Source organism: Streptomyces liangshanensis (assembly GCF_011694815.1).
GTDB lineage: Bacteria > Actinomycetota > Actinomycetes > Streptomycetales > Streptomycetaceae > Streptomyces > Streptomyces liangshanensis.
This window is the reverse complement of record NZ_CP050177.1, coordinates 170,794-195,095: the sequence shown is the minus strand read 5'-3', so window position 1 is coordinate 195,095 and position 24,302 is coordinate 170,794. Positions and strand designations below refer to the sequence as shown.

Sequence of the window (24,302 nt, the reverse complement as noted above, 5' to 3'; positions counted from 1 at the left end):
AGTCCGAGCCCGCCGCGTCCCGTTCGCGAAGGTCAGGTCAGGGGCGTCAGCCTGGTCGCGCGGCCGTCCTGGTCCCGTACCACCCGCAGCGTCCTCTCGACGGCCGCGCGGTCGATGGTTCCGAAGACGTGGGGGAACAGCGTGCCGGGCGCCACTCCGGGAGGCGGAGCGGGGTCGGCGGCCTCCCAGCGGACCTCGGCGCGCAGCTTGCGCTCGTCGACGACCAACGCGAGGAGGGTGCCCGGCAGGTCCCGGTAGAAGGCGTTGACCACGGCCAGGGTGGTCGGCTCGTCGCCGGAACAGTGGACAAATCCGTCCGTCGCGAGGGACGCGGGGGAGTAGGGCCGGTCCTGAACGCTCTGCCATTCGTCCAGCGACACCACGTGATAGATCATGGCTCCGTTATAGCCTCCACCGGGCAACGGATCGCAGCCCGGCCGCACCGGAAAGGAGCGGCGGGCCTCAGGCGATCCGACGGCGTACGAATTCCGTCAGGTCGTCCACCTCCCGGCCCGCGACGTCGTGGCCCAGTTCCGGATAGACCCGGATGTCCGCGGCCGCGTGCCTTCGCGTCCAAGCGTCGGTCCGCGCCACCGCGTCCTGGGGGATCACCCCGTCCAGGCCGCCCCGACCCCAGAAGACCGGCGGCCTGGTACGCGCGAGCTCCGCGTCCCCGGGCAGGCTGTCACCGACGACGAACCCGCCCAGCTGGACCGCGTACGAGAAGCGTGACGGATCCCGCCGCACCATCTGGAGCGCCATCGCCCCGCCTTGGGAGAACCCGATCAGCCCCACCGAGGAGAACGAGGGCTGGGCGTCCAGCCAGGTGAGGACCGCGTCGGCCATGGCGTTCGCCAGGGACGGCCGCGGGTTCCCGATGGGGTTTCCCCGGCTGGGGAACCAGGCGTATCCACCGGCTTCCGCGAAGGGCCCGCGGACCGACGCGACGACCAACTCGCCGTGGAGGGACCGGGTGAGCCGGAACAGATGCGCCTCGTCGTAGCTCCACCCGTGCATCGCCACCAGCAGGGGCCGACCGGCGCGCCTGCCCTCGGGTACGGACCACAGCACGGCCCGGTCGTCGAGGGGCGGGTGGGAAGGGGCGAAGTCGCTCACTGCGGGCTCCCGGGACGATCCTTGGGATTCTGGCGCTTTCCATGGTGGCGAGAGGAATCCGGAGCGTCCAATACCGACTTCGACCCCTGTGATACCTGAAGGACATGAGCGGGGACGCCGTGTCGCCGAGGGCCCGGAAACGACGGGCGCTCACACGGACGAGGCGCGCCGCTCCTCCAAGAACCGGGCCTCGTACGCCTGGAGTTCGGCCCGCGTTGTCCGCCAGGCGCTCATCGCCTGCCTCGCATCGGTGAACAGGCAGCGGCTCCGGCCCTCGTCCCCTTCGTCGCTGATCGCCCACCACCCGTTCGTGACGTCCCACACCGTGCGCACGTCGCCGCCCGGCAACACGAAACGATGCCGGGTCAGCGTCACCCAGACCCCCCATCCTTCGATGCTGCAACTCTCGTGGTGGTCGCGCCCCCAGGACCTCACCTCCTCGGCGTCGTGAGCGCGGGCGCGCGCGAGTTCCGCGGCGATCCTGGCGGGGACGGGAGTCTCCGACGTACCGACCAGTTCCTCCGCGTCCCGGGCGGCGGCGGTCGGCCGCGTCGCGTGGGCGGAGATCGCGGCCCGGACCGACAGGAATCCGGCGGACCTCAGTTCGTAGGCCCGCTCGGCCGTGATGCCCGCCGCGGCGAGAGCCTCGGCCTGCCCCGCCCGCCAGGCGTTCTCCGGCTCCGCGTCCCGGGCGGCGCCGCCGGGCGGCACGTCGCGACCTGGCCCGGAATCATCCGTCGCGTCGACAGGCCACCCCTGACGGCGCCACGTGTCCGGCGTCCGGGAGATCAGACACGCGGCGTCCGCGGCGGTCCTGACCGCCATGACCGGTAGGAGCCGCCGCAGGGCCACCGGGTTCCACGGGGTTCCCGCCAAGGTGTCGGCGGCGCCGGGGTCGGCACCCACGGAGGCGTAGGCGGAGGCCGAGTACAGGTACTCCTCGCGCATCCTGCGGATGAGGTCGAGGCGGTCGGCGGTGGCGGGCAGTACGTACTGCGTTCCGTGCCCGGCGGACCCGAACCGCCGGACGACCACCGCCGCCTCCCGCTCGTCCAGGAACACCTCGGCGCTGTCCGCCCATCCCGGGTACTCGCTCGGTACGTGCTCGTGGCCGCGCCGGTCCTGCCCGGTGAAGTCCGCGGATCGTGCGTCGCGAGGGGCCGGCGGGATGTCGCTGTGGTACCTGGTGCCCAGCAGGCAGAAGGCCTCCCTGCGGAGCGTGTCGGCCGGATCGTCGTCGCTGGAACGAGAGGGGGAGTACCAGGAAGGGGGAAGGCGGTCGACGGAGGTACGCGGCAGGTCCTCCACGAGAAGCGTCGTCCCCGGCTCCCAGGTGACGCGCGGGCCGTCGCCGCTGTCGGCGATCGACAGCGCTCCCTTCCGCACCGTGCAATGCCGCAGAAGGGGAGCGCCGCCGGCCGTGACACTCACCAGGGATTCGCCCGAGGGCAGGCCCAGTTCCGTCCGGGGCCACGGAGCCATGGCGTCCAGGTGCAGGAGGACGTCCAGATGCTCGACGGGCGTGCGGCCGTCGCGGCCGAGTCTGCCGGTGATCACCCGGAATCCCGGATTGTCGGCGCTGAGAAAGCCCGACTCGGCCCCGTCGACCTCCCCGTCCCAGGGCAGGGGCGCGTACACCACGTGGGGGGCCAGGACCCCTGGGGTCTGCCAGTGGAAGCCCGGGCGGTGGCGGCGGTGCTTCCCCGGCGGACGGGCGGTGCCGACGGCCGATCCCATCGACACGGAACAACCTTCCCGGAGTGATTCGTCCATCACGTTTCGCTGCGCTCCCGAGGTGGGTCCGGAACATCGGCGACACCGTAACTCAGCTGCCCCGCGGACGCGTTGGCCGTTGCCTGGGAGGCAACGGCCGGTCACGGGCGGGCGGGCAGTTGCTGGGCGAAGCGGCGGACGGCGGCGGTGAAGGCGTCCGGATCGTCGAAGTTCGCGAGATGCCCCGCACGCGGGATCAGTTCGAGGCGGGCGCGGGGGTGCGCGCGGACGAACGCGCGCTCGCCGGAACGGAAGACGGTGTCCTTCTCGCCGTTCAGGACGAGCACCGGAGCGTCCACATGGCGCATCGCACCGGCGTCGAAGCGGCCCAGCACCTCGCCCCAGGCGGCGGGCAGGGTGTGGAACGCGTAGCCGGACCGGATGGTCGCCTCCACCACGTCGGGCGGGTAGAGCCGGCGCAGCAACCGGTCGTTCCACCGGGCCAGCCGGTCCGCCGGCAGGCGGGGGACGAGCCCGGCCACCCACCGGTAGGGCGTCGCCCACGGGCCGGAGGTCGAGGCGCTGGCCCCGGCGAGGACCAGCCCCCGCAACCGCTCCGGGGTACGCCGCGCGAACTCCAGCGAGGCGTACCCCCCGAGCGAGTGCCCGACGACCAGCGCGGGACCCCGGTCCAGGGAGTCCACCGCGGCGGCGATGATCTCCGTCGCCGCGGCCAGACCCCAGGGTTCGGCCGTGCGGGCGCCGTGGCCCGGCAGGTCGACGGCGGCCACCGCGAAGTCCGGCTCCAGCGCGGCGAGTTGCGGACTCCACTGACCCGCGCTGAAACGTGTCCCGTGTACGAAGACAATCGGCGGCGTCCCCGTCGTGGCCATGCGTCCCCCTGATCGGCGCCTACGGTGAACCGACCCTACCGCCCGGCCGGTTCACCGCCGCGACGCCGATCCATCCGGCCCGGCCGGGAGCCACCGGGAGCTACTCGACGAAGATGTCGACCGAAGGACGCATCTCGGAGCAGACCCGCAGGACGTCGTGAATCACGTGGTCCTCGAAGGACTTGAACGGGGTCCGGTCGACGGTGTCGGCATCGACGTCGGGGTACGAGATCTGGCTGAGCAGGTAGTCGAAGCGCGGCGCCCACTTGCGGGAGCCCAGGCGCGCGGTGGTGGAGCAGTTGTCGACCATGTGGGCGACACCGCGGGCGTGCATGTACGGGTTGAGCGAGTCGACGGCCTCGATGACGGACTCGTTCGCGATCTCCGAGTAGGGGTGGCCCCGTTCCAGGAGGACGTCGACCTGGGCCATCATCACCCCGCAGAAGACCCCGGCGGTGAACGGGTTGAGCGGTACCTCGTGGCCCTCCCGGTCGGCGCGCACCGCCTGGCCGACCCGCCACATGGCGGCCTGGTCGATCTTCCCCATCGGGAAGCGGCCGAGGCGCTGCCCGGCGAGGATGACGCTGCGGATCTCGTTGCCGGAAGCCACCTCGTCGTAGATCTCCGAGGTCAGTTCGAGACCGATCGGGTAGGCAGCCGCGTACGCCTCGGCGAACACGTTCTTCGCGTCGGCGTCGAGTTCCTCGTAGACGCCGATCAGCCCCCGGGTGGAAATCGTCTTCGATATCGGCCCGGTGACACACTCCACGGAGTTCCGGAACGCGTCCGCCTCGCTCATTCCGTGGTCACGGTAACGCCGGTACAGGCTCTCGACGATTCCGTGGACGCCCGCCAGGAGCATCGAGCGTTCCCCGGTGAGGTCCGACAGATACTCCGACTCAAGAGTCGTCTGGAACGTGAAAGGAGCGCCCAGCGCGACCGACCATCCGAGGGCGCGGTCCGTCGCGCGACCGGTGACGTCCTGGTGCACGGCGAAGCTCGCGTTGATGCCGGCTCCGTTGACCGTGGCGCCCTGCACGTAGAGGGCGCGCACCGAGGGCCCCATTCCCTTCGGGCACACCGCGATGACATCGACGTCGGAACGGAACTCCTCGCCGATGCCCGTCAGGTGGCCCAGCAGGAATCCGTGCGAGAGCCCCAGGGTCGCGCCGGGACGGAGCGCGGCCAGCAGCTCGCGGTGGTACTCGGCCTGAGCCGCGTCGGAGATCAGCAGGAGCACCATGTCCGAGGCGGCGATGACCTCGTACATCTCACCGAGCGTGCCGTCCTCCTCACGGAAACCGGCCGCCCGGGCGGCGGAGACGGACGAGGAGCCCGCCCGCAGCCCCACCACGACCTTGACCGCGCCGCCGAGCGAGTCACGCAGGTTCTGGGCCTGGGCCGGCCCCTGCGAGCCCCAGCCGACAACTCCGATCTGGTTCACTCCCTCGAAGGCGGCGGGCAGCCGGTCGAACAGATGACGCCCACCCCGGACGATCGCCTCACGACGACCTCCGAGAGTGATGGTTTCCTTGTCGAAGACGGAAGTGGCGAAATCAAGCGATGCGGATGTCATGCCCTTCTCCTTTTGTCTCGGCGCCGGCCCGCTCGAACAGGGCGGGGGACTCGATCGGGGCGAGCACCGCCCCTCGAATGATTCACGATCGAGCGCAAAGGAAAGTTCACATTCCACGTCACCGAGGATCGATCGCACCACTTATGAAAACGTTCGGCAGGTCCCGGTAAAATTTCGACCACGCCATGCCCGGAATGGGCCGGCGCCGATTCCGCCGGCCCATTCCTCCCGGTGCCCTGTGGGCGGACCGCCGGCGGGTTGGGGCTCGGTTCAGCCGGCCGCGAGGATCGCCCGGGCGATGTCGTCGGGATGCGTGAGAAGGCCGTTGTGCGTCCCCGGTACGCTCACCGGCTTCAGCCCGGCACGCTCGGCGAAGACTTCCCCCGGGTGCGGCAGCGCACGGTCCTCGTCGCCGAGCAGGTAGTGCAGGGGGACGCCCAGGGTCGTGACGTCGGGCCCCTGCGCCGGATCGAGGAAGTAGTCGCCGGGCATGGGCGTCAGGAGGTCGGAGACCAGTTGCTGTACCTCCGGCGCGGCGTCCTGCATGAAGATGTGCTGTACGAATTCGAGCGCCGGCGCGATGGACCGGGTCGGCGAGGAGTCGATCATGCCCTGGAGCATGGCCTGCGACTCGGCCGGGTTGTCCTCGATGAGGGAGCGCCCGACCACCGGGACCTGCGCCGCGTAGTAGACGATGCCGGCGAGCCTGCCCCCGAGCCGGCCGGCCGCGCCGTTGGCCGGATAGCCGCCCCAGCTGTGGGCGACCAGGACCACGTCGCTCAGATCACGGTCCTCGACCACGCGCACGATGTGATCGGCCGCCGCGTCCAGGCGGCGATCACGCGGATCGTCGCCCTCGCCCAGGCCCGGCAGCGTCAGGGTGACCGCCTGGTGGCCGGCGGCCCGCAGGCGCTTCGCGACCGGTACCCACGACCAGCCACCGTGCCAGGCGCCCGGGATCATTACGTACGTAGCCATGTATCTTTCCTCCGCTTTTGTATCTTTCGGACGCAGCGTCCGAAGCGGTCTGCCACGCTAGCACCGCGCACGATCCGTCGAGTCGGCCCGTTGCCCAGATCACACCGGCCGCCCGCATAGACTGAGGTGTGACCGACGTGCGCGCCGCCGACGACCGGGCCGCCGTGATCGAGGCGGGGGCCCTGGCCGCGGTCGAACGGCTCCTGGCCGCCGGCACCCCGTACTCCGGGTTGTCGATGCAGCGCATCGCGGACGAGGCCGGCGTCGCCAGGTCGACGCTGTACCTCTACTTCAGGGAGAAGAACGCCCTGCTGATCCGCCTGTCCTCTGGCCTCAAGGACGGCTCGTATCAACTGATGAGCAGCTGGTCGCCGGACGGGCCGGACGCCCTCGACCGCCTGAGCGACACCATCCGCGACGTCATCGCCTACTACCGGCGCCGCCGTCACCTGCTGCGCGCCACGCTGGAATCGGCGGACCGTGATCCGGAGATGGGCCGAATCTGGGCCGACGAACTCGATCCCTTCCAGGAGCTCTGCCGGCACTGGATCAGGACGGCCCAGGCGCAGGGCCGGACGGCCGCGGACGTCGACCCGGTGACCGCCAGCCAGGTCATCGTGATCGGCGGCTTCCGCGTGATCGCCCAACAGGCCGTCGCGGGCGACCCCGACCGCGACGCGACCGTGGCTCACGAACTGGCCGCCAACCAGTGGTACGGAGCATTCCGCCGCCCCGCGTGAGACAGCTCGCGCCCGGCCGCGGCGCCGCGCACCGCGCGCACCAGCCGGATGCCCCCGGACCCCGCGCGTGCTCTCCACGGTCGCGTACGGTGAGGGCAGCCGCTCCCGTCCTGGCGACCCGGCCCCGGCCCCGGCCGTGAGACCCGGCTCGGCGATCGCCGCACCGCGCACCACATCGAGAACTCGACGCCGATGTCCGGCGCGCACTGTCTGGGAGAAAGCATGTCCGAAGGGGCCCCGGCACGGACCGGGACGACGGATGGCGAGCTGCTGTCCGCGCTGTTCGCCCATGCCACCGCAGGGATGTACGCCGTGGACGGCGCCGGCCGGGTCGTGGCCTGCAACCCCTGGGCGGAACAGATCCTCGGCCACCGCCCGGGCGGCCTCACCGGCCGCGACGCGACGCGCCTCCTGCACGCGTCGCACGACAGCACCGGGCGCGCCGAGCGTGCCGTCCTGCTCCGCGCCGACGGCACCCCGCTGCCCGTCTGGTGGACGTCCGCGCCGCTCCCCGGACGGGGCACGGTCGTGGTCTTCCACGACACCGGGGCCGAGGGGGAGCACAACAAACGCCGTTCCGACCGCTACGCGCACAGCGAGACCGCCCGGGAACAGGCCGAGTTCGACCTCGCGGAGGCGACCTGGCTCGGTGACCTGACCCTGGCGCTGGTGAGCACGCTGGAGGCGGAGGAGGGGCTCGCGCACCTCGCCCGGCTCCTGGTGCCCCGGCTCGCCGACGGGGCGGTGATCGACCTCATCGCCGACCGCGGCCGGGTCCGCAGGACCGCGTGGACCCACCGCGAACCGGACCAGGTGTCCGCGGGGGTTCTGGACGCCGATCCGCCCCTCTTCGGCGACACCTCGCCGGCCCCCCTGGCGAAGGTCCTACGGGGCGGCCCCACCCAGCACTTGAACGCGCCCTTCCGTACGGGCCTCTCCGGCACGCCCCCCTCCGCCCCCGCGCCGCTCCCCGCCGACGCCCTCGGGCGGGCCACCACGGCGATGCTGACCGGCCTCGGTGCCGCCCAGGCCCTCATCGTGCCGCTCCGCCTCCGCGACAGCACCTTCGGCGCGCTCACCCTCACCCGGTCCGCCACCACCCCGCCCTTCGACGACGCCGACCGGGTGCTCGCCGAGGAGGTCGCCCGCCGCACCGCCCTCGCGCTGGAGAACGCCCGCCTCCACGCCCAGCAGGCCGACATCGCCGCGACCCTCCAACGCGCCCTCCTCACCGACCTGCCCCTCGTCGAGACGCTGGAGCTGGCCGCGCACTACCAGCCGGCGGAGCACACCGCCGAGGTCGGCGGGGACTGGTACGACGCCTTCCCGCTGCCGGACGGCGATCTCGCCCTGGTGGTCGGCGACGTCGCGGGACACGACATCCAGGCCGCCGCCCGGATGAGCGAACTGCGCAACATGCTGCGGGCGTTGGCCGTCGACCGGCCCGAGGAGGATCCCGGCGGCATCCTCCGGCGCCTGGACCGCGCCCAGGCGCACCTCCGGCTCGCCGACTCCGCCACGGTCGTCCTCGCCCGCCTGCGGGCCGCCGAGGACGGTGCCTGGCGGCTCAGTTGGTCCACCGCCGGCCATCCACCGCCGCTGATCGTCACGGCCGACGGCGCGACCCGCTATCTCGACGAGGCGCACGCGATGCTCATCGGCCTGCTGCCGGGCACCTCCCGGCCCACGGTCACGACCGAACTGCCCCCGGGCTCCACGCTCCTGCTCTACACCGACGGGCTCATCGAGTCCCGGACCCAGGACATCGACAGCGGCCTGCTGCGGCTGCGCCGGTACGCCGCCGCCCATCACACCCAGCCGCTCGACCGGTTGTGCGTCGACCTGGCCCGGCACCTGGGCGACACGCGCGACGACATCACGCTCATCGGGGCGCGGATTCCGCCCCGGAGGTGAAACCGGTCCCGGAACCGGTACCGGACCCACAAGCGGAATCTCACCGGCCGCCTGGAGCGGGCCCCAGGAAGGCGCCTCGCGGACGGCCGGAATTCGCTTGTCGAAGTGAGCCCACGACCACGCGGCCGACCGCGTTCATCAACTGAAGGGCCATGAGGTTTTTTCCTGACCGCCCGTAAGGGCGCCCGACGCCCTCGCAGGGCCACCCCGGACCCCGATTCCGGCGCTCGCGCAAGGGCCTCCGTACACACCGCCGAAACCCCCTCCCACCTGCGCGGACACCACCCTGCCCGCACCCCCGCCGGAAGCCTCCCACCAGGGAGAGCGCTCTCCCTCCCGGCCGGTCTGCGGCGCTCCCCAATGTCTCCTTTGTGTTAAATAACTGACGGTCCGTCAGTTCCGGAACTTGACGCAGCACCTTGACGCCCCCTTTACGCAGCCCTAACGTCCGGCACTCAGGGGCTCCGATACGGAACCTCTCCCCCCCACCACCGGATCTCCCGTCCGGCCGGTGCCCCGGCCCGCCGCCGGAGCGTGCCGGGCGCGCGATCCACGACTCCCTTTGGAGCGCCCATGAGATCAACGCGGTCCGAGAACGGCCGCCCCGTCCGCGGGGGACGCCGCAAGGCCCTTCTCGCGGGATTGATCGCGGCGTTGGCGGTCGCCGCCCAGCTCGTGCTCGGGCCCACCGGCGTCCCCCAGAAGGCCGCGGCCCAACCGGCCGGCGCGCAGGTCGTGCGCGTGGCGGAGTTCCTCGCCGAGTGCAATTTCAGCCACCGCCTGCCCGACGACCCCATCGTCGTGCCCGGCATCCCCGGCGGCTCGCACATGCACAGCTTCTTCGGGAGCCACGCGACCAACGCGTACACGAACCTCGGGGACCTGAAGACGGCGGCCACCACCTGCGACCCGCAGGTCGACCTCTCGTCGTACTGGGTGCCGACTCTGTACGTGAACAACCAGCCCGTCGAGCCCACCGGCACGACGTTCTACTACCTGGGTGAAGGGGTACGTGACGACGTCATCGCCCGTACCCAGCCCATACCCGAGGGCCTCAAGATCGTGGCGGGCAACGCCAAGGCCACCGGTCCGAACGACAACACCCGGGCGCGCTGGTCCTGCCTGCACGCCGGACAGGTGAACCCGTCGACGGACTTCGTCAACTGCCCGGCCGGCACGATGCTGGAGTCGTACCTCGACTTCCCGCAGTGCTGGAACGGCAGGGACCTCGACTCGGCCGACCACAAGAGCCACATGTCCTACCCGGTCGACGGAACGTGCCCGGCGAGCCACCCGGTGCCGGTCCCGAAGCTGCGTCAGGTCCTGCGCTACCCGGTGAACGGCAACCCGGCCGGCTTCAGACTGGCCTCCGGACCCGGGTACACCATGCACGGCGACTTCTTCAACGCCTGGCCCGTCGCCGAGATGGACCGCCGGGTGCGTGACTGCATCCGGCCGATCATCAAGTGCGGCGCCAACGGAATCCCCTCGTGATGCCGCGGGGCGGCGGCCGGCCGCATCCCGGCGGACCGCCGCCCCGTCGCGGTTCCGTACTGCCCGCGGTCCTGCTGGCCCTGGCGGTCCTCGGGCCGCTCGGCTGCGGTGCCTCGCCGGCACCGTCCGACACGACCCCCCGGCGCACGGCCGCGGTGGCGGAACGGGGCGCACAGGCCGCTCCCGCGCCGTCCGCGTCGGCGGTCGCGGCGGTCGGGTTCAACGACACCGACCGGGGCTGGGCCCAGTTGATGGCGGCCATGGACGAGCGGACGCTGCTCCTGCTCGACCTGATCGCCGACCGCGCGAGCGACGCGGGACTGGCCGACCTCGCCCGGCGTACGACGGTCACGCACCGGGCGGAACTCACCGGTCTCCGCGCGATCCTGCGGAAGACCGGGGCGGACGGGGCCAATCCGCACGAGGGCCACGACATGAAGGGGATGGTGACCGACGACGAACTGCGCGCGATCACCGCGAAGCGCGGCGCGGCGTTCGACGACCTCTCCCTGACCTACCTCCGAGAGCACCTGGAGCAGAGCGTGCTCGTCTCGCGGGGCGAACAGAGCGCGGGCGGCGCCCCGGAGGCGAAGAAACTCGCCGCCGAGGTGACGAAGCGCCGCACCGAACAACTGGCGGCGCTGCGCCCGCTCGGCGGCTGACCCCCGCGCCCCGCACGAGGACCGCCGCTCCCGGGCCGGGAACCCCACGCCCCGGGGCCTGCCCCGAAGACCAGGCCCGCCCGGGAGCGGCCGGAACGGACCCGCGCACCGGCTCACGGTACGTCGACCCCCACGACGCCCACCCCCGGAAGCGCACACGCCCCCAACCCCGCCGTCGTAGGGCCCACCGCCCCCGCAGCCGCAGCCACACCCGCCCCGGCCACCACAGCGCCACCCAGCCCAGGAACCACGGACTCCACCGGCCCCACCGCCACGACGCCACCCGCCCCCGCCACCCGCGTCCCCAGCGTCTCCGGCTCACTCGCGTACGGCAGCCCCTCCAGCGGGCGGTCCGTGCAGAAGCGCGCCATCAGGTCCGCGAAGTCCGCGATCCGCTCCACCGGCGCCAGGTGGTCGGTCTCGTCGATCGTCAGGAACCGCGCCTCCGGGAGCTGCGCCGCCACCTCGCGCCCCATGGCGGGCGTGCAGAGCGTGTCGTGCTCCCCGGTCACCACCAGGCTCGGCAGGGCCGGCACCGGCTCCGGGCGGTACCACTCGTGCCGCATCAACCGGGTGTTGTGCTCCGCCGACTTGCCCAACTGTTCCGGGTCCTGGCCGGCGATCTGCTGGTACACCAGACGGGACACGGCCGCGTGCTTGCGGACGTGACCCGTGCCGGGCGGGGACATGAAGCGGTCGGCCAGCTCACGCGCGATCGTCTCGGTCTCGCCCCGCTCGATCATCACGGCCCAACGCTCCATCGCCGCCGCGTAGTCCGCCGGGATACGGGTGGTCATGCCGACCAGCAGCAGCCGCGCCACGAGGTCCGGGTAGTGCTGCGTGAACCGCAACCCCACCGCCCCGCCGTAACAGGCGGCCACCAGGTTGACGCGCGGCACCCCCAGTTCGCCGAGCAGGTGCCGGACGGTCGCGGCGAGGAAGTCGACCCCGTACATCGCGGGAAGGAAGTCCGCGGTCCCGTACCCCGGCAGGTCCACCGTGATCACCTGCCCCAGCGGACCGAGCCATTTCTCGTGCCGCACCCAGGAGTTGCGGTCCTGGGACGAGCCGCCCAGCACCAGCACCGGCTCCGTCACCGGGTCGTCGTGATGGACGACGCGGCACGTGTAGCGGAAGCCGTCGAACGTGAGGTCCCGCTCCTCGACCCGGCCGGTCGTCCCGGCCCCGCGACCGTCCACCGCCTGCCCCGGGATCAGCGGGCGAGCACGGGGCGATTCCTGGTCCTGGGCGAGGACGGCGTCGATGGACATGGGTGACTCCAGAGCTCCGGAACGGACAACAACGTCCCTGCCTAGCAGTTGGCCCGCCCCGACCGGACATCACTGACCCGATCGTGGGCGGTTCGCGCCTCCCGGTCCGCTGGTCCATTCGAATCTCGCTCAGCAGGACCGGTGACAGGGGCGCGCGGCGCCCTCCGCGCCCTCCGGCGCACGGTCCGGATCGAGCGGGGGCGGCGGCGGGACGGCGGCGGGGATCCCCTTGACTTCGAGTGCGCTCCAATTCGTAGCCTCGGCGCATGACTACGCCTCAGCACAAGATCGGGTCCGGGTTCGGAGCCCGGAGCACCGCACAGGAGGTCCTGCGGGGGATCGACCTCACCGGGAAGCTCGCGATCGTGACCGGCGGCTACTCCGGCCTCGGCCTGGAGACCACCCGCGCCCTGGCCGGCGCCGGCGCCCACGTCGTCGTCCCCGCCAGGCGGCCGGCGGCGGCGCGCGAGGCGCTGCACGGCATCGACGGCACCGAGGTCGACGAGCTGGACCTCGCCGACCTCGGCAGCGTCCGCGCCTTCGCGGAGCGCTTCCTCGCCTCGGACCGGGCCGTCGACCTGATCATCAACAACGCGGCCGTCATGGCGAGTCCGGAGACCCGCGTCGGTCCCGGCTGGGAGATGCAGTTCGCGACCAACCACCTCGGCCACTTCGCCCTGGTCAACCGGCTCTGGCCGGCGCTCGTACGCGGCCGGGCCCGGGTGATCTCCGTCTCCTCGGCCGGCCACCGCAACTCGCCGGTCCGCTGGGACGACCCGCATTTCCTGCGGGGGTACGACAAGTGGCAGGCGTACGGGCAGGCGAAGACGGCCAACGCGCTGTTCGCCGTGCACCTCGACAAGCTGGGCGAGGAGTCCGGCGTACGGGCCTTCTCCCTGCACCCCGGCGGGATCCTCACCCCGCTGCAACGCCACCTGGCCCAGGAGGAGATGGTCGCCGCGGGCTGGATCGACACCGACGGCAACCTGATCAACCCGTCGTTCAAGACACCCGAGCAGGGCGCCTCGACGCAGGTGTGGGCGGCGACCTCCCCCCTGCTGGCGGACCGGGGCGGGGTGTACTGCGAGGACTGCGACATCGCCGAGCCGGCGGGTGACGGTGAGTTCACGGGCGGGGTACGGGCCTACGCGACCGACCCCGAGCAGGCGGCGCGCCTGTGGGCGCTCTCGGCCGAACTGACCGGAGTCGACGCGTTCGTGACAACGGCCTGAACCACGCCCCGGGCCGAGTGGCAGCCCGTCAGGACGCGGTGCCATAACGCCGTCCCCGACCGGCTGACAGCTCGCCAGGACACGGCGGTCCCGGGGTGCCGTACCCCAACCCCACCCAGGTACGGCACCCCCGCGCCCCGCCGCCTACTCGCAGCCCGTGGTGACCGGCCCCTCCCCGTGCGTGGCCCCGATCCACCCCCACCACCCGACGCAGTCCGTCGTCGAGCCGGCGTACACGGGCCCGGCGTACGTCGTGAACTCGCCGGTGTCGTCGATCGGGTCGGGGTCCATGCTCGTGTTGACGTACGCGGCCATGTACATCCTGGCCCCCGGCTTGCTGCGGACCGTGACCACGCAGTGCGTCCCCCGCGCCGGGTCCACGGTCAGGAACACCGTGCCCAGGGTCCCCACCGGCGCCGAGTCCACGACCCGGTACGCGGGCCCGCAGACCCCGTTGTACTTCGCCTGCGTCACCGCCGCGCCCGCCGGCGGAGCCGTCAGGGCCGTACCGCCGACCAGCGCGGCCGCCAGTGCCCCGACGGCCGCCGCGCGTCTGCTGATGCCGAACCTCATGTCGTTCCCCCGTTTTCTCCGTGCGCCGGACGGCCGGATGCCCGCCGCCCGCCGCTCCCCGCGTGCCGGACCCGGCCGACGGCGCCGGCCAGGTCGACGCCGGTCAGGCGTCACCTGGGAAGAGCGCCGGGAAGGGGCCGGGGTTGCGCGGGCGCGGACGCCTGTTACCGACTCGGGACGGGGCGTCAGGTGGTCCTGCGATGCGTGAGCGTCGTGGGGAGCGTGAGGTACTGCCGGGGCGCGGCCGGATCGTTGATCTCCTCCAGCAGCAGCCGCGTGATGGCCCGTCCGATGTCCTCGCTGGCCTGGTTGACGCTCGTCAGCGGCGGGACGGTGTGCCGGGCCACGATCGAGTCGTCGAAGCCGATGACCGCCACGTCCTCGGGCACCCGCCGCCCCCGCTCGCGCAGCTCGGTCAGCGCGCCGGCCGCCATCACGTCGGACGCGACGAAGACGGCGTCGAGCCCGGGGTGACGGTCCAGCAGCTCGCCCATCGCGGCCCGCCCGCCCTCCTCGGTGAAGTCGGCGGAGACCGCCAGCGACTCGTCCGGGGGAGTGCCGTGCCCGGCGTGGGCGTCCCGCCACCCCTGGAGACGGCCGCGGCCCACGTCCATGTCGAGCGGTCCGGCGATCGTGGCGACGGTGGTACGCCCCTGGCCGAGCAGATGCCGTACGGCCTGCGCCGCCCCGCCCACGTTGTCGGAGTGCACATGGCTGAGCGACTCGTCGGGGGAGCGCCGTCCGGCCAGCACCGTCGGCATCTGCGTCTTCTCCAGGAACGCGACCAGCGGGTCGTCCTGGTGCACCGCGACCAGCAGGACGCCGTCCACCCGCCGCGCCTCCACGAACCGCGTCAGCCGGTCCAGCTCGCGCGGGTTCCGTACCAGGATCAGCAGCAACTGCATGTCGGTGTCGGCCAGTTCGGTACTGACCCCCCGGATGACCGCGTTGAAGTACGGCTCCGCCGCCAGCCGGCTCTCCGACTCCGGTATCACCAGCGCGATGCTGTCGGTCCGGCTGGTGACCAGGCTCCTCGCGGCCGGATTCGGTACGTAGTGCAGCTCCGCGATCGCCGCCTCCACGGCCGCGCGGGCCTTGGCGCTCACGCCGGGGGCGCCGTTCACGACCCGGGAGACCGTCCCCCTGCCGACGCCCGCCAGTGCCGCCACGGCTTCAAGGGTCGGCCTCTGACCTCGCGGGTCGCGGCTGCTCATCACGTCTCCTGACTCTCGCTCCGGTGGTGCGCCGAAGCGCTCACGTGGTGATTGTGCTCGGTGGTGCGGACGACGGCCGCGCGGAGGCGGTGTCCGGACACATTCGCGCAACGGAACCGACTTCGGCCCTTGACACGGCCCGGCGTCTCCCGAGAGTCTTCCACAACCGTTTGGGAGCGCTCCCAGTTTATCCCGGGAACAGCTCTCCGATCCAGTCGACCGTGAGCCGCAGCAGGCGCGCGCCTGGGCGCCGCTGCTAGGAGGAAGCACATGGGCACTGCCCGCAAGCGCTTCGGATCCACCTTCGTTTCCGCCACCGCCCTCGCGGTGTCCCTGGTCCTCGTCGCCGGCTGCGGAAGCGGCGACGACGGGGGCAAGGCGCGCACCAAGGACGGAAAGACCGTCATCAGCCTCGGCCTCTTCGGAGTCATGGGCTACAAGGAGACCGATCTCCTCGACCGCTACATGAAGGAGAACCCCGACGTCACGATCGAGACCGACGTGGCCGGGGACGAGCAGACCTACTACACCGCGCTCCAGACGCACCTCGCCGCCGGCAGCGGGCTCAAGGACATCCAGGGCATAGAGATCGGCCGGGCGAAGGAGCTGGTCGACACCCAGGCCGACAAGTTCGCCGACCTAGGGAAGACCCCGGGCACGGACCACTTCCTGCCCTGGAAGTCGTCCCAGGTCACCACCGGCGACGGCAAGGTGATCGGCCTCGGCACGGACATCGGCCCCATGGCGGTCTGTTACCGCAAGGACCTGTTCGAGCAGGCCGGACTGCCCACCGACCGGGCGGAGGTGGCGAAGCTCTGGGAGGGCGACTGGGCGAAGTACGTCGACGTCGGCCGCACCTTCAAGCAGGGGACGAAGAACCCCAAGGTCGCGTACATGGACACCTCCACCGGACTGTTCAACGCGATGATCTACGGCGAGGACAAGCAGTTCTACGACGAGGACGGCAAGCTGATCTACCAGGACAACCCGGTGGTGAAGGACGCCTGGAAGCTCGCCTCCGACGCGGCCACGTCCGGGCTCACCGCCAAGCTCCGCCAGTTCCAGCCCGGTTGGGACCCCGGCCTGGCCAACGGCACCTTCGCCACCGCCGTCTGCCCGGCCTGGATGCTCGCCCACATCAGCGAGAAGGCCGGCCCCGCGAACAAGGGCAAGTGGGACGTCGCCAAGGCCCCCAAGGGCGCCAACTGGGGCGGCTCGTTCCTCGGCGTGATGGAGGACAGCCCGGTCAAGAAGCAGGCGGAGAAGCTCGTCGCCTGGCTGACCGCGCCCGAGCAGCAGGCGTACATCTTCGAGAAGCTCGGTAACTTCCCCTCCTCGAAGACGGCGCTCGACATGCCCGCGGTCGCCAACGGCACCTCCCCGTACTTCAGCGACGCGCCGATCGGCCAGATCTTCGGCGCCGCCGCGAAGGAGATCCCGGCGAAGCAGGTCCTCGGCCGCAAGGACGGCACGATCAAGGACACCTTCTCCCTGGGCCTCCAGCTGATCGAGGCGCAGGGCAAGAGCCCCGACGCGGCGTGGAAGACGACGGACGAACGGATCCAGAAGCTCACCCGCTGACCCGGCGCCCCGCGCACCGGCCGCCGGACGGGCCGAACCGTCCGTCCGGCGGCCGCCGATCACCGTCCACCCCACCCCACTTCGCCCCCACCCCACGGAAGGAAGCCCGCGTGGCCACCTCCATCGATCCCCGGCAGTCGCGGCGCACCATCCTCCACCGCCTGGACCTCGGAGCGGTTCCGTACGCCTTCATCGCCCCGTTCTTCCTGATCTTCGGCGCCTTCGGCCTCTACCCGCTGCTCTACACCTTCTGGATCTCGCTCCACCGCGTCGAGCTCTCCTCGCTGGACACCATGGAATGGCGAGGTCTCGCCAACTTCACCGAGCTGTTCGAGGACGACCGCTTCTGGAACGCGCTGAGCAACACCTTCACCATCGGCGTCCTCTCCACCGTCCCGCAGCTCCTCATGGCCCTCGGCCTGGCCCACCTGCTGAACTACCGCCTGCGCGGCTCGGTCTTCTTCCGGGTGGCCGTCCTGACCCCGTACGCGACCTCCGTGGCCGCCGCCGCCCTCGTCTTCACCATGCTCTTCGAGCGCGACTTCGGCATGATCAACTGGGTGCTCGGCTTCTTCGGCGTCGACAACCTCGACTGGGAGAGCCAGAAGTGGCCCGCCCAGTTCGCCATCTCCACCATCGTCATCTGGCGCTGGACCGGCTACAACGCGCTGCTCTACCTCGCGGCCATGCAGGCGATCCCCAGGGACCTGTACGAGGCCGCCGCCATCGACGGCGCCTCCCGCTGGCAGCAGTTCCGTACCGTCACCGTCCCCGGGATCAGCGCGACGATCGTCTTCACCATCGTGCTCTCCACCATCGGCGCGACCCAGCTCTTCGGCGAGCCGCTCATCTTCGGCCAGGGCCCCAACGGCATCAGCGGCGGCGCCGACAACCAGTACCAGACTCTCGGGCTGCTGCTCTACGAAGAGGGCTGGAAGAACTACCAGATGGGCCGGGCCTCGGCCATCGCCTGGGCCATGTTCCTCATCCTCATTCTCGTCTTCGTGCTCCAGCGTGTCCTCGCCCGGGTGCTGTCCCGCACCCCGCGCCCCGCGAAGGCGCCCCGCCGCGCCCGTCCGTCCCGTACCTCCTGACCAGGGAGCAACAGCCCCATGACCACCGACATCGCACCGGTCCTGGCGGACGCGCACGGCCGGACCACCCCCACCGCGCCCGACCGGCGGAGCGGGTTCCGCCGGGTCCTGCGCCCCGGCGCCGGACGCCAGCACCACGCCGGGCCCGTCGCCTACGTCCTGCTCGGATTCGCCGCGCTGGTCTCCCTCTTCCCCCTCTACTGGACGATGGTGGCCGCCTCCACCGACAACACCCGGGTCTCGCAGACCCCGCCGCCGTTCCTGCCAGGACCCAACCTGTTCAAGAACCTCGCCACGGCCTGGCAGGACGCCGCGCTGGGCAAGGCGATGCTCAACAGCCTCATCGTCGCCGGGGTCATCGCCCTGTCGACGGTCTTCTTCGCCACACTGGCGGGCTTCGCGTTCGCGAAACTGCGCTTCAAGGGCCGTAACATCCTGCTGTTGCTGGTCATCGGCACCATGCTGGTGCCGCCGCAGCTCGGAGTCGTACCGCTGTTCATGATGATGGCCGACCTCGGCTGGGGGCAGTCGCTGCCCTCCGTGATCTTCCCGACCCTGGTCAGCGCGGTCGGTGTGTTCTTCATGCGGCAGTACCTGACGGAGGCGCTGCCGGACGAACTCATCGAGGCGGGCCGCCTGGACGGCGCGCACTCGCTGCGCATCTTCTGGAGCATCGTCCTGCCCATCGCCAGGCCGCCGATGGCCGTGCTCTTCATGATCACGTTCGTGCACGCCTGGAACGACTTCTTCTGGCCCTTCATCGCCCTCGACATGACCAACCCGACCGTCCCCGTCGCTCTCACCCAGCTCAGCGCGGGATACGTACGGGACCAGTCGGTGATCATGGCGGGCGCGCTGCTCGGCACCCTGCCGCTGCTGGCGATGTTCCTCGTGTTCGGCCGCCAGATAGTCGGCGGCATCATGCAGGGCGCCGTCAAGGGCTGACGACGCCCCCGCCCCGCCCGGACACCGCACTCCCTTTCTCCTTCTACTCCTGACCGTTCGACACGCCCGACTCCCCTTCACGCGGAAGGACCCTTGTGGCCACCTCAGCACCCACCACCGGGCGAGCCCTGGAAACAGCGGCTCCCCTGACCTTCCCGGCCGGTTTCCTCTGGGGCACCGCCACCGCCGCCTACCAGATCGAGGGCGCCGCGCAGGACGACGGCCGGACACCCTCCATCTGGGACGTCTACTCCCGCACGCCGGGCAAGGTGCGCAACGGCGACACCGGTGACATCGCGACCGACCACTACCACCGCTGGCGCGAGGACATCGAAATCATGGCCGGCCTCGGGGTCGGCGCCTACCGCTTCTCGGTGTCCTGGTCCCGCGTCCAGCCGGGCGGCCGCGGCCCCGCCTCCGCGAAGGGGCTGGACTTCTACCGCGAACTGGCCGACGGGCTGCTGGACAAGGGGATCCGGCCCGTTGTCACGCTCTACCACTGGGACCTGCCACAGGAGTTGGAGGACGCCGGCGGCTGGCCCGAGCGCGACACCGCCCACCGCTTCGCCGAGTACGCGGGCCTCGTCGCCGACGCCCTCGGGGACCGGGTGGGGACCTGGACCACGCTCAACGAGCCCTGGTGCAGCGCGTTCCTCGGGTACGGATCCGGCGTGCACGCCCCCGGCCGTACCGACCCCGCCGACGCCCTGCGCGCCGCCCACCACCTCAACCTCGGCCACGGCCTCGCGGTCCGGGCCCTGCGCGAGCGCCTCCCCGCCACCGCCCAGGTGTCCGTCACCCTGAACCTGCACCACGTCCGGCCGCTGACCGACAGCCCGGCGGACACCGACGCGGCCCGCCGGATCGACGGCATCGCGAACCGGGTCTTCACCGGGCCGATGCTCGAAGGGGCCTACCCGGCCGACGTCCTGGCGGACACCGCCTCCGTCACCGACTGGTCGTTCGTCCACGACGGCGACACCGAGCTGATCCACCAGCCGCTCGACTTCCTGGGCGTCAACTACTACTCCCCGACCCTGGTCTCTCACCACACGGGCCCCGCCGCCCACCGGTCCGACGGCCACGGCGTCAGCGAGCACAGCCCCTGGCCCGGCGCGGACGAGGTCGCCTTCCACCAGACGCCGGGGGAGCGGACCGCCATGGGCTGGACCATCGACCCCGAGGGCCTGTACGAACTGCTCCTGCGCGTCCAGCGCGAGCACCCCGGCCTGCCGATGATGATCACCGAGAACGGCGCGGCCTTCGACGACTACGCGGGCCCCGACGGCGAGGTCCGCGACCCGGAGCGGATCGCCTACCTGCGCGCGCACCTGGCGGCCGCGCACCGCGCGATCGAGGCGGGCGCGGACGTCCGCGGCTACTTCCTCTGGTCGCTGCTCGACAACTTCGAATGGTCGTACGGCTACGGCAAGCGCTTCGGCATGGTGTACGTGGACTACGCGACGCAGCGCCGGATCCCCAAGTCCAGCGCGCACTGGTACGGGCGCCTGACCCGCTCGGGCACCCTCCACCCGGCCTCGTAGCGGCCCCTGTTCGCGTTCCGCGCGTCGTACGGCACCGGGCGGCCCCCCACGGGTCGTCCGGTGCCGCCGCGTCCGGTCCCGCGCACGGCGTCCGGTGCGCGCCCCCGTCCCCGGGTTGAGCTGTACATGGTCCGGGCTTGATCGGGCCTTGGCCAACGCATGTCCCTCCGATGAACAGTTGATAGGAAGAGTGACTCCTTGTGCGTGTGGTGGCCATCTATCGGATCCGCCGCACGCGTCCACCCACAACGCAGGGGGTTACATGAGATCCAGCCGACCGCGCCTGCGCGCCGGACTCGCCTGGGCGGCGACTCTGCCGCTCGTCGCCGGCGCTCTCGCACTCGGCGTCCAGTCCGCGGGTGCCGACACCGGCCCCGCCGGACGGGACACGCTCCACGGCACCAAGCCGCTCTGGGCGACGCAGAAGGCGGACCGGGGGAGCACCCCCGACGCGAACAAGGTCACCGCCCGCGTGTACCTCGCGGGACGGGACAGCGCGGGCCTCGCCCGGCTCGCCCAGGAGGTGTCCGACCCCTCCTCCGCCTCGTACGGGAAGTACCTCAGCGCGAAGCAGGCCGCCGCGCGCTTCGGCCCGACCGCGGACCAGGTCGCGCGCGTCACCGCCTGGCTCAGGTCCGCCGGGCTCAAGGTGACGGGCGCCAACGCGCACTACCTCACGGTCACCGGCGACACCGCCGCCGTGGAGAAGGCCTTCTCCACGCAGCTCCACAACTACGCCAAGGGCGGCCACACCTACCGCGCCCCGGACGCCACCCCCTCGGTGCCCGACTCGCTGGACGGCGCGGTCCTCACCGTCACCGGGCTCGACAACGCGCCCCACAAGGCGAGCCACGACGACACGCTGCCGCCCCCGGACGCCGTGTTCCGCAACGCCGGTCCGTTCTCGACCTACTTCGGGTCGAACACGAACAAGTCGCTGCCGTCGGCGTACGGTTCGAAGGCCTCGTACGCGATCAAGGGCTACACCGGCACCCAGCTGCGTGCGGCCTACGGCGCGAAGGACTTCACCGGCAAGGGCGTGACCGTCGCCATCACCGACGCGTACGCCTCGCCGACGATCGCCCAGGACGCGGCCACGTACGCCAAGCGCAACGGCGACAAGAAGTACGGCAAGGGGCAGCTGTCCCAGGTGCTCCCGGCCGACTACAACAGCACGGTCGAGTGCGACGCGGCGGGCTGGTACGGCGAGGAGACCCTCGACGTCGAGGCCGTGCACGCGGTCGCGCCCGACGCGGACATCGTCTACGTCGGCGGCGCCTCCTGCCTCGACGACGACCTCCTGGACTCGCTCGGCAAGGTGGTCGACGGCCGGCTCGCCGACATCGTCTCCAACTCCTGGGGCGACCTGGAGTCCAACGAGACCACGGCGTCGGCCGCCGCCTACGACCAGGTGTTCCAGACGGGCGCCGTCGAGGGCATCGGCTTCTACTTCTCCTCCGGTGACGACGGCGACAACGTCGTCTCGACCGGTACGAAGCAGGTCGACATGCCCGTCAACTCGGCGTGGGTGACGGCCGTCGGCGGTACGTCGCTGGCCGTCGGCAAGAAGAACAACTACCAGTGGGAGACGGGCTGGGGCACCTACAAGGCGAGCCTGTCCGCCGACGGCAAGAGCTGGACGGACTTCCCCGGCGCCTACACCTCCGGCGCCGGCGGCGGCACCAGCGTGACCGTGCCGCAGCCGTTCTACCAGCGGGGTGTCGTCCCGGGCGCGCTCGCCAAGGCCAACAGCACCACCCCGATGCGGACCATCCCCGACATCGCGGCGGTCGCCGACCCGAACACCGGCTTCCTGGTGGGCCAGACCCAGACCCTGCCCGACGGCACCCAGGGCTACGACCAGTACCGCATCGGCGGTACGTCCCTGGCCGCCCCCGTCATCGCGGGTGTCCAGGCCCTCGCCCAGCAGGCCAGGCACGGCGTCCCGATCGGCTTCGCCAACCCGGCCATCTACCAGCGGTACGGCACGTCCGCCTACCACGACGTGACCGACACCCCGCTGGGCCAGGGGCGTGGACTGGCCGTCGTGCGGAACGACTTCGCCAACAGCACCGACAGCGGTGACGGCATCCTCACCTCGCTCCGCAGCCTCGGCAAGGACAGCTCGCTGTCCGCCGTCGTCGGCTACGACGACGTGACGGGCGTCGGCACCCCGGCGGGCGGCTACGTGAACTCGTACCGCCACCGCTGACCGCACCACGCACGCACCACCTGTTCCCCCGCCGCCGGGCGGCCCGATCCACGGGCCGCCCGGCGGCGGCGCGTCCGGGACCGGACGCGCCCCGCCCCGGCCACGCGCCACCGCCACCCGTCCGGCCCCACGCGGCGCGCCGCCGCCCCCGCTCCCGCCTGACACCATCGGGACGGACGGCGCCCGGCGACAGCGCGAGCCCGCCGGGCGGGAGACGCGGACGAGACGCGGAACGAAGGGCGGGACTCACGTGCCGGACAACCAGCGGCGCCGGACCGACGTGGTGGTGATCGGAGCCGGGATGGCGGGCCTGGCCTGCGCCGCCGACCTGATCGGGGCGGGCCGGACGGTGCGCGTCCTGGAGGCCGCCGACGCCGTGGGCGGCCGGATGCGCACCGACCGGCACGACGGCTTCCTCCTCGACCGCGGCTTCCAGGTGTTCAACACCGCCTACCCCCAGGTGAAACGCCGCATCGACCTGCGCGGCCTGCGCCTGCGGCCGTTCACCCCGGGCGCGCTCGTACGGACCGAGGACAGCGTCCTGCGCTTCACCGACCCCACCCGGCAGCCCGGCGCGGCGGCCGGCCTGCTGGCGGGGCGGCTCGCCCCCGGCCGTGACCTGCTGGCGCTCGGCCTCCTGACCGCCCGTGACATGCTCGGGCCCGTCGCCGGACTGAAACGGCAGCCGGACCGCACGACCCTCACGGCCCTCGCCGACGCGGGCATCTCGCCCGAACTCGTCGAGCGGTTCTTCCGCCCCTTCCTCTCCGGTGTGTTCCTGGAGGACGAGCTGGAGACCTCCTCGCGCTTCTTCCACCTCGTCTGGCGCAGCATGCTGCGCGGCACGCTCTGCCTGCCCGGCGACGGCATCGGGGCCGTACCCGCCCAGCTCGCGGACGGCCTGCCGCCGGACACCGTCCGCCTGGAGACGCCGGTCGCCGAGCTGACGGACGACGGCGTCCGCTGCGAGGACGGTACGGAGTGGCCGGCCGGCGCCGTCGTGGTGGCGACGGGCCCCCGCGCGGCGGCGCGCCTCCTGCCGGGCCTCGACGTGCCCGACACCCGCACGGTCACCACCTACTACCACGCGGCCCTCGCCCCGCCCCTGCGCGAGGCGACCCTCGTGGTCGACACCCGCCGCCGCTTCCTCAACACCTGTGTGATCAGTGAGGCCGTGCCCGGTTACGCGCCCGCCGGCCGGTCCCTGGTCTCCAGCTCCGTCCTCGGGCCCGACCTCCCCGGACGGGAGACCGCGCTCCGCGCCGCTCTGGCCGACGCGTACGGTGAACACACCGACGAGTGGGAACCACTCGCCACCTACACGATCGAGGACGCCCTGCCCGCCATGCCCCCGCCCTGGCCGCTGTCCCGGCCGGCCAGGACCGGCCCCGGGCGGTACGTGTGCGGTGACCACCGGGCCACCGGCTCCGTACAAGGTGCCCTGGCCTCGGGGGCCCGCGCGGCCCGCGAGGTCCTGGCGGACACCGCCCGGGGCGCGGCGGACGCACCGCAGGACCCGCCCCCGGCAGGACGAAGGGAAAGCCAGTGAC

General features: G+C 72.0%; 20 protein-coding genes. 11 read left to right on the top strand and 9 right to left on the bottom strand.

Annotated elements, in window-relative coordinates; genetic code table 11:
- Positions 1-32: 32 nt before the first annotated feature.
- From HA039_RS00875 to HA039_RS00850, 6 genes are all read right to left on the bottom strand, one after another.
- A complete protein-coding gene (locus HA039_RS00875; protein WP_167022259.1) occupies positions 33-395 on the bottom strand; it encodes a DUF952 domain-containing protein in 363 nt (120 codons plus the stop codon).
- Positions 396-462: 67 nt separating this feature from the next.
- Entirely contained in the window at positions 463-1,116 is a 654-nt protein-coding gene (locus tag HA039_RS00870) for an alpha/beta hydrolase (protein WP_243868977.1), read from the bottom strand.
- 150 nt (positions 1,117-1,266) lie between these two features.
- Positions 1,267-2,859 carry a hypothetical protein gene (locus HA039_RS00865; protein WP_167022255.1) on the bottom strand — a complete coding sequence of 531 codons (1,593 nt, stop codon included), beginning with the start codon at positions 2,857-2,859 and terminating at the stop codon, positions 1,267-1,269.
- Between the two features lie 131 nt (positions 2,860-2,990).
- On the bottom strand, positions 2,991-3,722 hold the full coding sequence (locus HA039_RS00860; RefSeq protein ID WP_167022253.1) for an alpha/beta fold hydrolase: 732 nt from the start codon (positions 3,720-3,722) through the stop codon (positions 2,991-2,993).
- Positions 3,723-3,822: 100 nt separating this feature from the next.
- The gene (locus tag HA039_RS00855) at positions 3,823-5,298 is read right to left on the bottom strand and encodes a ketol-acid reductoisomerase (protein WP_167022251.1); all 1,476 of its coding nucleotides are present in this window, start codon (positions 5,296-5,298) and stop codon (positions 3,823-3,825) included.
- Between the two features lie 270 nt (positions 5,299-5,568).
- Positions 5,569-6,276 carry an alpha/beta fold hydrolase gene (locus HA039_RS00850; RefSeq protein ID WP_167022249.1) on the bottom strand — a complete coding sequence of 236 codons (708 nt, stop codon included), beginning with the start codon at positions 6,274-6,276 and terminating at the stop codon, positions 5,569-5,571.
- Positions 6,277-6,404: 128 nt separating this feature from the next.
- On the opposite strand from HA039_RS00850, the gene HA039_RS00845 reads away from it, so the two are divergent.
- The 4 genes from HA039_RS00845 to HA039_RS00830 all read left to right on the top strand — a co-directional run bounded on the left by HA039_RS00845 (position 6,405) and on the right by HA039_RS00830 (position 11,086).
- Complete coding sequence (locus tag HA039_RS00845; RefSeq protein ID WP_167022247.1) at positions 6,405-7,016, top strand: TetR/AcrR family transcriptional regulator; 612 nt, start codon at positions 6,405-6,407, stop codon at positions 7,014-7,016.
- 222 nt (positions 7,017-7,238) lie between these two features.
- Positions 7,239-8,930, top strand: a complete 1,692-nt coding sequence (locus HA039_RS00840; RefSeq protein WP_167022245.1) for a SpoIIE family protein phosphatase — start codon at positions 7,239-7,241, stop codon at positions 8,928-8,930.
- Positions 8,931-9,503: 573 nt separating this feature from the next.
- Positions 9,504-10,424 (top strand): DUF1996 domain-containing protein, encoded by a 921-nt coding sequence (locus HA039_RS00835; RefSeq protein ID WP_167022243.1) that lies wholly within the window; start codon positions 9,504-9,506, stop codon positions 10,422-10,424.
- Positions 10,424-11,086, top strand: coding sequence for a DUF305 domain-containing protein (locus HA039_RS00830; protein WP_167035908.1), 663 nt, complete (start codon positions 10,424-10,426; stop codon positions 11,084-11,086). Before HA039_RS00835 ends, HA039_RS00830 begins: the two co-directional genes overlap by 1 nt.
- A 113-nt stretch (positions 11,087-11,199) precedes the next feature.
- On the opposite strand, the gene HA039_RS00825 is transcribed toward HA039_RS00830, so the two are convergent.
- Positions 11,200-12,357, bottom strand: a complete 1,158-nt coding sequence (locus HA039_RS00825; protein WP_208298509.1) for an alpha/beta fold hydrolase — start codon at positions 12,355-12,357, stop codon at positions 11,200-11,202.
- 266 nt (positions 12,358-12,623) lie between these two features.
- Between HA039_RS00825 and HA039_RS00820 the strand changes: the two genes are divergently transcribed.
- Positions 12,624-13,589, top strand: coding sequence for an SDR family NAD(P)-dependent oxidoreductase (locus HA039_RS00820; protein ID WP_167022241.1), 966 nt, complete (start codon positions 12,624-12,626; stop codon positions 13,587-13,589).
- Positions 13,590-13,733: 144 nt separating this feature from the next.
- On the opposite strand, the gene HA039_RS00815 is transcribed toward HA039_RS00820, so the two are convergent.
- Positions 13,734-14,162 carry a spore-associated protein gene (locus HA039_RS00815; RefSeq protein ID WP_167022239.1) on the bottom strand — a complete coding sequence of 143 codons (429 nt, stop codon included), beginning with the start codon at positions 14,160-14,162 and terminating at the stop codon, positions 13,734-13,736.
- Positions 14,163-14,347: 185 nt separating this feature from the next.
- The gene (locus HA039_RS00810; RefSeq protein WP_167022231.1) at positions 14,348-15,376 is read right to left on the bottom strand and encodes a LacI family DNA-binding transcriptional regulator; all 1,029 of its coding nucleotides are present in this window, start codon (positions 15,374-15,376) and stop codon (positions 14,348-14,350) included.
- 270 nt (positions 15,377-15,646) lie between these two features.
- Here HA039_RS00810 and HA039_RS00805 point away from each other — a divergent pair, with 270 nt between their 5' ends.
- The 6 genes from HA039_RS00805 (at position 15,647) to HA039_RS00780 (ending at position 24,301) form a co-directional block, all read left to right on the top strand.
- Positions 15,647-16,957 carry an ABC transporter substrate-binding protein gene (locus tag HA039_RS00805; RefSeq protein ID WP_167022229.1) on the top strand — a complete coding sequence of 437 codons (1,311 nt, stop codon included), beginning with the start codon at positions 15,647-15,649 and terminating at the stop codon, positions 16,955-16,957.
- Between the two features lie 110 nt (positions 16,958-17,067).
- The gene (locus HA039_RS00800; protein WP_208298508.1) at positions 17,068-18,051 is read left to right on the top strand and encodes a carbohydrate ABC transporter permease; all 984 of its coding nucleotides are present in this window, start codon (positions 17,068-17,070) and stop codon (positions 18,049-18,051) included.
- Between the two features lie 18 nt (positions 18,052-18,069).
- Positions 18,070-18,996 (top strand): carbohydrate ABC transporter permease, encoded by a 927-nt coding sequence (locus HA039_RS00795; RefSeq protein ID WP_167022227.1) that lies wholly within the window; start codon positions 18,070-18,072, stop codon positions 18,994-18,996.
- A gap of 95 nt (positions 18,997-19,091) precedes the next feature.
- Entirely contained in the window at positions 19,092-20,540 is a 1,449-nt protein-coding gene (locus tag HA039_RS00790; protein WP_167022225.1) for a GH1 family beta-glucosidase, read from the top strand.
- Positions 20,541-20,802: 262 nt separating this feature from the next.
- Positions 20,803-22,752 carry a S53 family peptidase gene (locus tag HA039_RS00785; protein ID WP_167022223.1) on the top strand — a complete coding sequence of 650 codons (1,950 nt, stop codon included), beginning with the start codon at positions 20,803-20,805 and terminating at the stop codon, positions 22,750-22,752.
- 250 nt (positions 22,753-23,002) lie between these two features.
- Positions 23,003-24,301, top strand: coding sequence for an NAD(P)/FAD-dependent oxidoreductase (locus HA039_RS00780; protein ID WP_167022221.1), 1,299 nt, complete (start codon positions 23,003-23,005; stop codon positions 24,299-24,301).
- Position 24,302 lies beyond the last annotated feature (1 nt).